At 32.4% G+C, this 13,791-nt stretch carries 13 protein-coding genes and 1 pseudogene; 12 read left to right on the forward strand and 2 right to left on the reverse strand.

Going from position 1 to position 13,791, the window contains the following annotated elements; genetic code table 11:
* Positions 1–134 precede the first annotated feature (134 nt).
* The 7 genes from RBU61_RS01300 to RBU61_RS01330 all read left to right on the forward strand — a co-directional run bounded on the left by RBU61_RS01300 (position 135) and on the right by RBU61_RS01330 (position 7,058).
* Positions 135–1,496 carry an aldehyde dehydrogenase family protein gene (locus tag RBU61_RS01300; RefSeq protein ID WP_308877621.1) on the forward strand — a complete coding sequence of 454 codons (1,362 nt, stop codon included), beginning with the start codon at positions 135–137 and terminating at the stop codon, positions 1,494–1,496.
* Positions 1,497–1,517: 21 nt separating this feature from the next.
* Positions 1,518–2,633 (forward strand): 4-hydroxybutyrate dehydrogenase, encoded by a 1,116-nt coding sequence (locus tag RBU61_RS01305; RefSeq protein WP_308877622.1) that lies wholly within the window; start codon positions 1,518–1,520, stop codon positions 2,631–2,633.
* Between the two features lie 10 nt (positions 2,634–2,643).
* Positions 2,644–3,945 (forward strand): acetyl-CoA hydrolase/transferase C-terminal domain-containing protein, encoded by a 1,302-nt coding sequence (locus RBU61_RS01310; protein WP_308877624.1) that lies wholly within the window; start codon positions 2,644–2,646, stop codon positions 3,943–3,945.
* Between the two features lie 43 nt (positions 3,946–3,988).
* Positions 3,989–5,452, forward strand: a complete 1,464-nt coding sequence (locus tag RBU61_RS01315; protein WP_308877625.1) for a 4-hydroxyphenylacetate 3-hydroxylase family protein — start codon at positions 3,989–3,991, stop codon at positions 5,450–5,452.
* Positions 5,453–5,495: 43 nt separating this feature from the next.
* Complete coding sequence (locus RBU61_RS01320; RefSeq protein WP_308879735.1) at positions 5,496–5,780, forward strand: NifU family protein; 285 nt, start codon at positions 5,496–5,498, stop codon at positions 5,778–5,780.
* Positions 5,781–6,041 carry a hypothetical protein gene (locus RBU61_RS01325; protein WP_308877626.1) on the forward strand — a complete coding sequence of 87 codons (261 nt, stop codon included), beginning with the start codon at positions 5,781–5,783 and terminating at the stop codon, positions 6,039–6,041.
* A 231-nt stretch (positions 6,042–6,272) separates the two neighbouring features.
* On the forward strand, positions 6,273–7,058 hold the full coding sequence (locus RBU61_RS01330) for a hypothetical protein (RefSeq protein ID WP_308877627.1): 786 nt from the start codon (positions 6,273–6,275) through the stop codon (positions 7,056–7,058).
* A gap of 79 nt (positions 7,059–7,137) precedes the next feature.
* On the opposite strand, the gene abc-f is transcribed toward RBU61_RS01330, so the two are convergent.
* The gene (abc-f, locus tag RBU61_RS01335) at positions 7,138–8,607 is read right to left on the reverse strand and encodes a ribosomal protection-like ABC-F family protein (RefSeq protein WP_308877629.1); all 1,470 of its coding nucleotides are present in this window, start codon (positions 8,605–8,607) and stop codon (positions 7,138–7,140) included.
* 356 nt (positions 8,608–8,963) lie between these two features.
* Between abc-f and RBU61_RS01340 the strand changes: the two genes are divergently transcribed.
* From RBU61_RS01340 to RBU61_RS01350, 3 genes and pseudogenes are all read left to right on the forward strand, one after another.
* Complete coding sequence (locus RBU61_RS01340) at positions 8,964–9,377, forward strand: transposase (protein ID WP_308877631.1); 414 nt, start codon at positions 8,964–8,966, stop codon at positions 9,375–9,377.
* 7 nt (positions 9,378–9,384) lie between these two features.
* Positions 9,385–9,636, forward strand: coding sequence for a helix-turn-helix domain-containing protein (locus RBU61_RS01345; RefSeq protein ID WP_308879737.1), 252 nt, complete (start codon positions 9,385–9,387; stop codon positions 9,634–9,636).
* Positions 9,609–10,511 (forward strand): annotated as a pseudogene (locus RBU61_RS01350) (IS3 family transposase); the annotation flags it as partial. The gene RBU61_RS01345 and the pseudogene RBU61_RS01350, both read left to right, overlap by 28 nt.
* A 63-nt stretch (positions 10,512–10,574) precedes the next feature.
* Here RBU61_RS01350 and RBU61_RS01355 read toward each other — a convergent pair.
* Positions 10,575–11,270 carry a cyclase family protein gene (locus RBU61_RS01355; protein ID WP_308877633.1) on the reverse strand — a complete coding sequence of 232 codons (696 nt, stop codon included), beginning with the start codon at positions 11,268–11,270 and terminating at the stop codon, positions 10,575–10,577.
* 252 nt (positions 11,271–11,522) lie between these two features.
* Here RBU61_RS01355 and RBU61_RS01360 point away from each other — a divergent pair, with 252 nt between their 5' ends.
* Together RBU61_RS01360 and RBU61_RS01365 are read left to right on the forward strand one after the other, a co-directional pair.
* The gene (locus RBU61_RS01360; protein WP_308877635.1) at positions 11,523–13,121 is read left to right on the forward strand and encodes a dihydroorotase; all 1,599 of its coding nucleotides are present in this window, start codon (positions 11,523–11,525) and stop codon (positions 13,119–13,121) included.
* Between the two features lie 22 nt (positions 13,122–13,143).
* Complete coding sequence (locus RBU61_RS01365; RefSeq protein WP_308877637.1) at positions 13,144–13,746, forward strand: isochorismatase family cysteine hydrolase; 603 nt, start codon at positions 13,144–13,146, stop codon at positions 13,744–13,746.
* The last annotated feature ends 45 nt before the right edge of the window (positions 13,747–13,791 follow it).

Here is a 13,791-nt window from a genome sequence, read left to right on the forward strand (position 1 = left end):
AATCTGGAAATATTTCTTTATGCGATATAGTTAATTATTTAACGAGCAAAATAGAGAGGTGTAGAAGAATGTTAAAAATTTGGCATACTTATTGCAAAAGATAATAATAAAATTTAGGAAAGAGGGGTTGCCAAGTGGATAAAACGGTTGTAGAGATTATGGTGGAAAAGGCTAGAGAAGCACAAGGAGTATATGAAACATTTGATCAAGAAAAAGTAGATAGTATTGTAAAGGCCATAGGAAAGGTGATTTATGATAATGCTGAAACTTTAGCTAAGGAAGCTGTAGAGGAGACAAGAATGGGAGTATACGAAGATAAAGTAGCCAAAAATAGAGGAAAATCTAAGACTATTTGGAATAGCTTAAAGGGCAAAAAATCCATAGGTATAATAGATGAAGATATTGAAAATGGATTAATCTCCATAGCTAAACCTATAGGGGTAGTATGTGCTGTTACTCCCACTACAAATCCAATTGTGACACCTATGTGTAATGCAATGTTTGCCTTAAAAGGCGGAAATGCAATAATTGTTGCGCCACATCCTAGAGCTAAAAAATCAAGTGCTCATGCAGTAGAATTGATGAATAAAGAAATTAAAAAACTAGGCGGACCTGATAATCTTATACAAATAATTAAAGAACCATCAATAGAATTGACAAGTGAACTAATGCAGAAATCAGATGTTGTATTGGCTACAGGTGGAATGGCAATGGTTAAATCAGCATATTCCAGTGGAAAACCATCTTTTGGAGTAGGAGCTGGTAATGTTCAAGTAATTTTAGATAGAGATATAGATTATATAGAAGCTGCTGAAAAAGTAATTGCAGGAAGAAAATTTGATAATGGAATTATTTGTTCAGGAGAACAATCTATAATAGTACCAGAAGATAAATATGAGGATGTTGTAAAGGCAATGGAAGCAAATGGAGCTTTCTATGTCGGTGACGAAGAAACTGTAAGCAAATTTAGAGATGCTCTATTTAAAAATGGAATGATAAATGGAGATGTAGTAGGACAGTCAGTACAATTTATCGCAGATTTAGCAGGTGTTGAGGTTCCAAAGGATACTAAAGTAATTTTATTAAAACCAACAGGAGTTGGAAAAGAAGATTTGCTTTGTAAGGAAAAGATGTGTCCAGCAATGATAATACTTCCTTACAATGCATTTGAAGAAGCAGTAGAAATCGCTCAGACAAACCTTGAATTAGAAGGTAAAGGACATACAACTGCAATTCACTCTAATAATCAAGAACATATAAAATATGCTGGATTAAATCTTACTGTTTCAAGACTAGTAGTAAATGCACCATCATCTACTACAGCAGGTGGCTCATTATTTAATAGTTTATCACCAACTACTACTTTAGGTTGTGGAACTTGGGGAAATAACAGTATATCAGAAAATCTAAACTATAAACATTTGATAAATGTATCAAGAGTAGCCTTTGTGAAAACAGGAGTTACTGCACCTACAGACGAAGAAATTTGGGCTTAGATATAATAAGGAGGTAATTAAATGAGACAATTAGTTGTAAAACCTGAAATATATAAATTTAATAATTGTGCTGAATTTGTAGGGGATTTTCCAATAACCGAAAAAGATTTGGTACTTACAAATGAATATATTTATCAGCCTTATTTTGGAGACTTTAAATTACCATGCCATGTTGTGTATCAAGAAAAATATGGAGTTGGGGAACCTTCAGATGAGATGATAGACAAAATATTTGCTGACATCAAGGATATAGGGTTTAATAGGGTAATTGCAATAGGCGGAGGCTCTGTAATAGATATTGCAAAATTATTTGTAATTAAAAATGCTTCAAATACATTGGAGCTATTTGAAAAATCTATTCCAATGATAAAAGATAAAGAGTTAATAATCATACCTACTACTTGTGGTACTGGTAGTGAAGCTACTAATATTTCCATAGCCGAATTAAAATCTAAAGGAACAAAGATGGGATTGGCAATAGATGAATTATATGCAGACTATGCAATAATCATACCTGAGATGTTAAAAACATTACCATATAAATTTTTTGTGACTAGTTCCATAGACGCTTTAATCCATGCAATAGAATCTTTAGTTTCACCAAAATCCAATTGCTATACTGAATTATTTAGTATAAAAGCTATTGAAATTATCTTAAAAGGATACTTAGATATTATTGAAAAGGGTGAAGACTATAGAATTGAAATAATAGAGGATTTCTTAATTGCAAGTAATTATGCTGGAATAGCTTTTGCCAATACAGGTGTAGGAGCAGTTCATGCTTTATCTTATCCAGTAGGAGGTACTTATCATGTGCCACATGGAGAGGTAAACTACCAATTCTTCGTGGAAGTATTTAGGACATATAATAGATTGAATCCAGATGGAAGGATTAAAGATGTAAATAAGATGTTAGCAGATATAATCGGAACTACAGTTGAAAATGTATATGATGAACTTGAGAAGATATTAAATAATTTACTTCCTAAAAAATCACTTAGAGAATATGGCATGAAGGAAGAAGAAATAGAAGAATTTACAATATCTGTACTTGAAAAACAACAAAGGTTATTGGCAAATAATTATACAGAATTATCAAGAGATGAAATAAAAGGTGTTTTTGCTAGATTGTTTTAGGAGTGATTATATGAACTGGAAATTAGAATATAATAATAGATTAGTATCTAAAGAAGAAGCGGTAAAACATATAGAGTCTGGTGATAGAGTAGTAATAGGTCATGCTGTAGGTGAACCAACTTTAATAATAGAAGCCATGGTGGCAAATAAATCTCAATATGAAAATGTAGAAATAGTTCATATGGTTCCAATGGGAAAAGGTGAATATTTGGAAGAAGGTATGGAAAAACATTTTCGCCATAATGCCATATTTGTAGGTGGTTCTACTAGGGACGCAGTAAACTCAGGCAGAGCAGACTATACACCATGTTTTTTCTCAGAAGTTCCAAGGCTTTTTAGAGATAGCAGTCTTCCAGTAGATGTTGCACTTATAAGTGTTAGTAAACCAGATGAAAATGGATATTGTAGCTTAGGTACATCTGTAGACTATACAAAAGAAGCTGCTAAATCTGCAAAAATAACCATAGCTCAAATAAATGAAGAAATGCCAAGGACCATGGGAGATTCTAATATTCATGTGTCAGAATTAGATTATATAGTGGAAGGTAATATGCCTATTCCAGTTTTAAACCCTCCTAAGATTTCTGAGGTAGAAAGAGCCATAGGAGAACATTGTGCTTCACTAATTGAAGATGGCTCTACACTTCAATTAGGTATAGGGGCAATACCAGATGCAGTGTTATTATTCTTAAAGGATAAAAAGGATTTAGGTATCCATTCTGAAATGATTTCTGATGGTGTTGTAGAACTATACGAAGCAGGAGTAATTACAAATAAAATGAAAACTTTACATCCAGGTAAAATGGTAGTTACATTTTTAATGGGAACAAAGAGATTATATGATTTTGTAAACAATAATCCAGAATTAGAAATGTATCCAGTGGACTATGTAAATGACCCATGTGTTATAATGCAAAATTATAAAATGGTATCTATTAATTCTTGCATTCAAGTAGATTTAATGGGACAAGTGGTTTCAGACACAGTAGGTAAAAAGCAATTCAGTGGAGTAGGAGGACAAGTGGACTTTGTTCGTGGTGCTTCCATGGGAAAAGATGGAAAGTCAATTATAGCAATGCCTTCTACAGCAGCAAAAGGAAAGATTTCAAGAATAGTACCTATAATAGATGAAGGTGCAGCAGTTACTACTTCAAGAAATGATGTCCATTATATAGTTACTGAATACGGGGTAGCAAATCTTAAAGGAAAAACCTTAAAAGAGAGAGGGAGAGCATTAATAAATATAGCTCATCTAGATTTCAGAGACGAGTTAATTAAAGAATGGGAAATTAGATTTGCTGATAAGTTTTAATATGCTTTTATAGTATAAATATATTTAAAAGGAGATGTTTTAAATGGCATTAATGACTAGGGAGGAATATATAGAAAGTCTAAGAAAAATGAATCTAAAGGTATATTTATTTGGTAAACTTGTTGAAAAACCTGTAGACCACCCAGTAATTAGACCTTCCATGAATTCGGTGGCAATGACTTATGAATTGGCACAGCAAGAAGAATATAAGGATTTAATGACTACAAAATCTCATTTAACTGGTGAAGTAATCAATAGATTCTGCCATATTCATCAAAGCACTGAGGATTTAATTAAAAAAATAAAAATGCAAAGACTACTAGGTCAAAAAACTGCATCTTGTTTCCAAAGATGTGTAGGAATGGATGCTTTCAATGCCATATATTCCACTACATTTGAAATGGATGAAGAATATGGTACAAACTATCATGAGAGATTTGTAAATTACCTAAAATTTATTCAAGAAAATGATTATACAGTAGATGGAGCAATGACAGATCCTAAAGGGGATAGAGGACTTTCACCATCTCAACAGGAAGATCCTGACTTATATCTTCGTATCACAGAAGTAAGAGAAGGGGGAATCGTAGTAAGAGGGGCAAAGGCTCATCAAACAGGAGCTGTAAACTCTCATGAACATTTAATCATGCCTACCATTGCATTAAAAGAAGAAGATAAGGACTATGCAGTATCTTTTGCAGTACCATCAGATGCTGAAGGAGTAATTATGATTTATGGCCGCCAATCCTGTGATACAAGAAAATTAGAAGAAGGAGCAGATATTGACCTTGGAAATGCTCAATTTGGTGGACATGAAGCATTGGTAATATTCAATGATGTATTTGTTCCAAATGAAAGAGTATTTATGTGTAAAGAAGCCAAATATGCTGGTATGTTAGTAGAGAGATTTGCTGGATACCATAGGCAGTCTTATGCTTGTAAAACAGGTGTAGGCGATGTGTTAATAGGTGCAGCAGCTTTAGCAGCAGACTATAATGGTGCAAATAAGGCTAGTCATATAAAGGATAAATTAATCGAAATGACACATTTAAATGAAACTCTATGGGCGTGTGCTGTTGCCTGTTCAGCAGAGGGAAGTAAAACAGCTTCAGGAAACTATTTAATAGATTTACTATTAGCCAATGTATGTAAACAAAATGTGACTCGTTTTCCATATGAAATATCAAGATTAGCGGAAGATATAGCTGGAGGATTGATGGTTACAATGCCTTCAGAAAAGGATTTTAAAGACCCAGAAATAGGAAAATATGTTGAAAAGTATCTAGTTGGAAAAACTGGAACTTCAACAGAAAACCGTATGAGAGTATTGAGATTAATCGAAAACATTACATTAGGTACTGCAGCAGTTGGATATAGAACTGAATCAATGCACGGTGCTGGTTCTCCACAGGCTCAAAGAATAATGATTGCTCGTCAAGGAAACCTTGAATCTAAGAAAGAGATGGCAAGAAAAATTGCACAATTAGATATAAGTAAGGATAAATAATAAGTTAATGAAATAATCTAGTGGAGGGTTGGCTTTGAGTGATATGTTGTTAAAGGAGATAGAAGATGTGGTGGAAAATTTTATCAGACCACAGCTTAAACTACATGGGGGAGATATAAGGGTTAATTCTGTTATTGGAAAAACAGTAAGAATAACATTGACTGGTAATTGCCACGGCTGTCCCTCTGCTCAGATTACTACTGAAGAGATTGTAGAAAGTATATTGAAGGAGAAACTGGGGGATTCAATAGATAAAGTTATTTTGGTGAATCAAGTTGATGATGAATTATTAGCCTTTGCTAAAAAACTTTTAAATGGTGGTGAATAGGTGAAGGTGGGTATAAAATATTGCGGTGGCTGCAACTCAAGATTTGAACGTACTACTATTGCAGAAAAAATAAAATCGGATTATAAAAACTTTGAAATTAGTTATGCTAAGGAAAACGAGGAATATGATTTCATTATTGTAATTAATGGATGTCATATAGCCTGTGCGGGATTACATGACTTAAAGTCTAAAAAAGGCTTTATAATCATTAGAGATGATGATTATAAGAATATAAGAGCAAGGATAGATAAAATACTATAATAGAATACCTTATGGTAAACAAGACTAGTTAGGAATACATATGATTCTAGCTGGTCTTGTTTTGCATTTACCATAGGCGTAAACTAGTCATTCATTCATTAATTTTTACTTTTATAAGGAGAAATAGGAAACGCAATACAAGCTTATACTATGAAAGTTAAACTTTTATCAACCTTATCCGATATATTATAATAAGGGAATATATCTTGAATGAAAGGAGGGAGCATAAAAGTGAAACTAAATTTTAATAATATTGGACAAAACAATTTTTTAAATATCCATAGAGTTAATCAGAGTATCTCAAGGCAAAATGGTAAAGATGATTCTCAGCAATCTTTAAAAGTTGAACTTAAGGATAGTGTTACAATTTCTCCACAGGGAAAAGCTAAAAAATTCTTAGAAAATCTTATGAAACAAAAGATGAATATTACAGAACAAAGGAAATCTTTGATTAGTAGAACTCTTGAAAAAGGTGATACACTTGATTCTATAAAGTCTGAATTAGATTCTTATGATGATCAGATAAGAAATATTGATAATCAAATTGCTGAAATGATGACAAAGGAAATGGAAAAACAGGCACAAAAAGTCAAGGAACAATATGATAATAATAAACCAAAGACAGAGGAAGAAGTAGAAAATCAACGTCTTGCAACTGTTACAGGTTTATCCATTGATTTGCGTCAAGCTAAAGCAGTCAATGCTGTAAAGACAAGAATTGGTGGAGAGTCCCGTGTACTTAAATCAGAAATAGAAATGGATAGAGATCGTGGAGTATCAGTAAAAGCTAAAGAAGATAAACTTGCAGATATGAAACAAAAATCATCAAATCTAATTTCTAAAATAACAGATGAGTTAGCTGATATTTCCGAGAAGGCAGATAATATTAGTAAACCTCAAGAAATTATATCTGAAAAAGAGAATGAAAGAATCGATGATGACAAAGATTCGATGATAGAGCCAACTTATGAAGAAATTTATAGAAATTCTGAGGATAGCCATAAGGTCAAAGAATAAATCACTTTAACTAAATATTAGGTATGAATTATGACCACCAGTAAAAAGTGTGGTCATAATTCATATTTCAGGCTTATATTTAACCTTTTATTTTATTCAGCTTTTTATCTCTTATTTCATAAATAGTATCTGCTACATTATCTATTAATCTTATATCATGAGAGACAAATAGAATAGTCCCTTGATATGCTATCATCATGGTTTCCAATGCTTCAACACTCTGTGTATCAAGAAATGTGGAAGGCTCATCCATTAAAAGTATATTGTATTGTCCAGATAACAACTTAACAAGCATTACCTTAGTAAGCTCACCACCACTAAGTTGATTTAATGATTTTCTGATATCCTGAACTTCAAATCCAATTTGTACTAACATCGCAATTAACTCATGGGACTTATAATCGGAGTCCTTAGATAAAAATTGGAGTAAAGATTCATTGCTAGTTGACTTATAACTTTGTTGTTTAAAATATCCGATTTTGGCCTTTTTAGAAATTGTTAAACCTTCATCATTAGATAAAATCATTTTAAGAAGAGTTGTTTTACCTGCACCATTATCACCAGTAATAGCTATCTTTTTTCCTAAGGGAATGATAAATGATGCTTCATCAAATAGATGTGTACTTCCAAGGCTTTTACAAATATCTCCGCCCATAATTGGAAAGTCATTATATAATTTAACGGATTCACTTTGTTTGAAGAATATTTTACTTTGTACTGACGGAGCATTTACTTCTTCCAGGGTTTCTAGCCTTTTTTTTATACTTTTTGCTATCCTATTCATACTTTTTTCTTTACTTCCAATAGGTCTCTGGCCGCTTATTCTACTGTCTTGTTGAGTATTGTTTTTTATTGGCTTTCCAACTTGTTTAGTTTGCAGCTTGCTTGCTTTATTCTCTATAGTTTCTATAGAGTGTCTTAACCTTTCACTTTCATTTACATATATATTATATTGTTTTTCTTGTTGCTTACGTTCAAACTCAATCTGATTCAAATAATCAGAATAGTTACCATAATATTCTAAGACACCATTATCTTTAATTTCCCAAATCTTATGGACAATGGAATCTAAGAAGTAACGATCATGACTTACAACAACAAGTGCACCTGTATAGTAATTAAGCTGTTGAATCAAAAGTTGGACCCCTTCTTGATCTAATTGGGAAGTAGGTTCATCTGCCAAGATACACACTGCCTGCTCTGAAAAAGCTTTTGAAATTCTATAGCGTGTTTCTTCTCCGCCACTCATAACAGTTGTATTTTTGGCGTTGATTTGCCACAAAGAAGTCCAATAATCAGACTTACTAACCTCTTGACTTTGTTCTGAGGGGATTTGAGGAATTATTACAACATTTCCATTATGAATAATTTCACAGCCAGCTGGTCTTAAATCACCTGCAAGGATTCTAAGAAGAGATGTCTTTCCTGAACCATTTTTTCCAATAAGTCCAATTCTTTCTCCTTCAAAAATAGTCAGCTCGGTAATATCAAGAATGTTTTTACCATTATATTCAAGGTCAATATTTTTAACAAGAATTGATTCGTACATAGTCTTTGTCCCCTTTATATATGATTTGGAATAGCCAATTCAAATAATATTTATTGGGGAGCTAAATTAGCCTCCTGTTTGGATTACTAGCAACAGAAAGAGGCCATTCGATTTTCTTTCTATCGCTAGTGGATAGAAGTTCTTAATCTATTACACATGTCGATTCTCCTTTATCTCATATATTTATTATAAATATAATATAACTCATACTATTGATAAATTCAAGTTAAGAAAACATTTTTAATTATGTAGAGATAAGTCTGAAACTAAATAAAAAGCCAAAGGGACTGATATGCTCCCCTTATGGTAGACAGATTTAAAAAATAAAAATCTGATACTAAGAAGGGAGCATTTTTATGTCTAAAAGATCAAAATATACTAAAGAAGAAAAGTATACTATTTTAAAGGAAATTGAATCATCTGAAATATCTATAGAAGATACATGTAGAAAATTTAAGATTAGTTATAATACTTATGATAACTGGAAGTTTACATATGAAAAATATGGAATACAAGCATTAGAAGAAAGTAAAACATGGAAAAGATATTCTAAAGAATTAAAAGAAATGGCAGTTTTAGAATATTTAAATGGAGAAGATACACAATTAAATATTTGTAGAAAATATGAAATATCTTCTCGATCTGTTTTAATGAAATGGGTTAAAAGGTATAATAGTCATAACGAATTAAACACTACGAAAGGTAGGAATGGTGCTGTTATGACAAAAGGTAGAAAAGACCAATTTAGAAGAAAGAATAGAAATTGTTAAATATTGTATAGAACAAAATAAAGACTATAATAATGCTTCTGAAATTTATGAGGTTTCATATCAACAAGTCTATCAATGGGTTAAAAAATATGAAGAATCCGGTGAAAATGGACTTGTAGATCGTAGAGGAAAAATAGAACTTACATCAAAAGATAAAGATCAAATTGAGATGAGAAAACTTAAAAAAGATAACGAAAGATTAAGAATGGAAAATGATTTTTTAAAAAAGCTACAGGAGCTGGAAAGGGGAGGATTTTAAGCTCATCTAGTCTTAAATATGAAGCAATACAGCAATTGCATAAAGAAAAGAAGTACTCCATAACTTCCCTATGTGAAGTGGCAGAGATTTCCAGAGCTTCATATTACAAATGGCTTAAACGAGTTGATGCAGTTAATGATAAAATTAATGATAATTTAATGGAAGAAATTATAAAGTTATATGAAAGAGTAGATGGAATCTATGGTTACCGAAGAATTACTATGAATATTAATCGTAAATTAAACAGTAAATATAATCATAAAAGAATATATAGACTTATGAGAATTTTAGGGTTGAAATCAGTAATTAGAATTAAAAAGAAAAGATATTTAAAAGTATCTGCTGAGGAGATTGCAAAGAATAAGTTGAATAGAAACTTTTTAGCGTTTAAACCAAATGAGAAATGGCTAACTGATGTAACAGAACTTAAATACAGCATTGGTCAAAAGGCATACTTAAGTGCAATTTTAGACCTTTATGATAATAGTATCATAGCTTATAAAATAGGACACAGCAATAATAATTCCTTAGTATTTAAAACCTTTGATAAAGCTATCAAATCTAATCCCAATGCAAGACCACTTCTTCATAGTGATAGGGGCTACCAATATACGTCCCATGGGTTTAAAAAGCGATTAGAAATTTATGGTATGGAACAAAGTATGTCAAGAGCTGGTAGATGCATTGATAATGGTCCAATGGAAAACTTTTGGGGAATATTAAAAGCAGAAAAGTATTATCTAAAAGACAAATATGAAACTTTTGAAGAGTTGGAAACTGATATTAAAAATTATATAACTTTTTATAATAATAAAAGATTACAAAAAAGATTAAACAGCATGAGTCCACTTGAATATAGAGCTCATGCTGCTTAAAGTATTTTATTTATTTACATTGTCTACTTGACAGGGGGCACTTCAGACTATCCCTTGGCTTTTTTATTCTTCTAATAAAGCAACTGCTCTAATTGGTGAACCTGTACCATCTCTTATCTTTAGCGGCAATCCAATATATAAAAATCTTTTATTTATCAATTTGTCTAAATTACACAAATTCTCTGTATTAGTTATATTATATTCTCCACAAATTAGATGAGCCGAAAAGTCAATATCATCTGGAGTTTGGTCTATGGCTGGAGCATCTACTCCAATATTTACTACTCCTTTTTCAGCCAACCACTTAGCCCCTTCATAGCTAAGACCTGCATATTCTTTTTGAAACAAATCTGTCCCAAATGCTCTATCATGGTGGCCGGTATGAAGTAGGACAATATCACCTTGCCTTATTTCTTGACCAGACCGATTTAATGCTTCTTCTAAATCCCTTGGTTCAAAATAATTAGGATATCTTATATGAGATAGGTCTATACATATGGCTGAGCCCCAGAAGTATTCTAAAGGCATTTTATCAATAGTAGGGCCATTTGGGTTGTACTCCCATACTCCATCACTGTGAGTTCCACCATGTTCACTAATAAGTAAATTTCTAGCAGAAAATCCTAATTTCTTACTTCCTGTTTTTTGCATATTTTCCTTATGGGTCATATTGGTCATTATGAAAGTTTGTTGATGCATTGGAAAAACGTCCATGCCTTGATAAATTTCTTGAGATAGGTCAATTAATTTCAACGTCACAAAATCTCCTCCCCAATAATATTTAAATAATTTACTACATCATATATAGATATGTATATTATTTAGTCCTTATTATAGCTAATTGTTTATTTAAATCATATATAGAAGATATACAAAAAGTTTATAAGAAACTAACAAAAGATTTAGCATAAAATTTAATTCTTTAGTATATTTTTATAGTAAACTAACAAGGTTTATTTTATATTAATGTGTTATTATTAATACAAAATTATTTAAGAAGGGGGAAAAAATATGTATGATGTAGTAATAAAAAATGCAAGAATTCCTCAGCATGATGATACTGTACTTACTAATATCCTAGTAAAGGATGAAAAGATAGCGGGATTTCTAGACAATATTGATGGAATAGATGCAAAGGAAATAATAGATGCAGAAGGCAATCTAACTCTACCTGGATGTATAGATTCCCACACTCATTTTATGTATCAAGGATTTCCTCACAGAGAAAACTTCCTAACAGGTACAGCTGCTGCTGCACGTGGTGGAGTAACTACAGTTATTGATATGCCTTGTTGTTCTGTACCATCTGCAAGAAGTGTAGAACAACTAGAATTAAAATTAGATTTAGTAAGACCTCAAGCCTTAGTAGATTTTGCTATGTGGGGTGGTGTAACAGGAGAAGATGTAAGAGAAGGCTGGTTAGACCATGTACAAGAGCAGGCAGACTACGGAGTAGTTGCATTTAAAGCTTATATGACACCTTCAGTACCAACTTTTCCTAGAGTTACAGATCCAGAGATGTATGAAGCTTTTAAAGCTGTGGCAAAAACAGGACTTCCAATAGGAATTCATGCTGAAAACTATTCTATGTGTGATTACTATGTAAATAAATTCCGTGAAGAAGGAAGAATGGATGGGCCGGCTTGGGCAGAGGCAAGAATGGAATTAGCAGAGAAGGTTGCCATAGAATTGGGCATAAGCTTTGCCGAAGATGCGGGAGCAAGACTTCATATAGTCCATATGAGTACAGGAATAGGCGCTAAATTAGTAGGAGAAGCAAAGAAAAGAGGATTAAATGTAACATCAGAATCTTGCCCTCACTATTTAACTCTAAACTATCAAGAAGCTATGACAAAACACGGTGCTTGTGCAAAGATAGCCCCTCCTCTTAGAACTAAAAGAGATAATGAAGAACAATGGGAAGGAATAAATAATGGAAGTATCGACTTTATTGCAACAGACCATGCTCCTTATGAAATAGAGAGTGAAAAGGCGAAGGAAGGAATGAATATTTGGACAGCATTCCCAGGAATACCTGGAGTAGAAACTATGGTTCCTATTATTGTAAGCGAAGGCTACAATAAAGGAAGAATATCTTTAAGCAAACTAGTTGATATATTAAGTAAGAATGCTGCAATCCACTATGGATTATATCCAAAGAAAGGTGCAATGCATATAGGCTCAGATGCTGACTTTACTATAATAGATTTAGAAAAGAAATGGACTATAGATCCTAAGACTGAAGCTTCAATGTGTGGATATACTCCGCTGGAAGGAATGGAGCTAACAGGAAAGGTAGCTCAAACCATAGTTCGTGGACATTTAGTATTTAAAGATGTAGAAGAAAGTACATTAAGAGATTTAACAGATGATGAACTTCAAGAAATAGTTCATAATTATCCAAAGGGAATAGAGGAAAGATATAATAAAATATTTGAAAACTATCCTCATGCCCATAGTGCAGAGTATGAAAAGAGTTATAGAAAAGAACATCCTGAAGTAATAGATAAACATATAAGAGCTATTGATGGAATCATGATTAAACCAGGATTTGGACAGTTCATAAAGAGACAGAGTATACAGATATTACCAAGACAAATAACATTTTAAAAAAATACAAGGGGGAATATAAATGGCTAGACATGCAATTTTAGTGATAGATATGTTAAATGATTTTATACATGATGATGGTGCTCTATTATGTAAAGGTGGGCAAACAATAATTCCAGATTTACAGAGATTGTTCAAATGGGTTAGAGGAAGAAAGAATGATGATATTCATATAGTTCATATTCAAGAAGCTCATAGAAAAAATGATGCTGACTTCAGAGTGAGACCAGTACATTCTGTAGCAGGAACATGGGGTTCCCAAATAATAGATGAGCTTGCACCAGAAGGAGATGAATATGTAGTACCAAAGAGAAGACATAGTGGGTTTGCTCATACGGATTTAGATTTATATCTAAGAGAAGAAAATATAGATACAGTAGTAGTTACAGGGGTTTGGACTAATGTTTGTGTAAGAAGTACAGCAACTGATGCTCTAGCTCGTGCATATAAGGTAATTACCCTAAGCGATGGATGTGCATCTAAGACAGAAGAAATGCATGAATATGGATTAAATGATTTAAGTATATTTACAAAGGTAATGACTATTGACGAATATGTGGATGACTGGGAAAAAGGCATAGATGCATGGGCAGGCGGTGGAGACAGAGAAAACAAAGTGGAATAATATTAGGCGGTCTTTGACCGCCTAATTAGTACATAGAAAGAGAGG

Source organism: Tissierella sp. MB52-C2, assembly GCF_030931715.1.
Lineage (GTDB): Bacteria > Bacillota > Clostridia > Tissierellales > Tissierellaceae > Tissierella.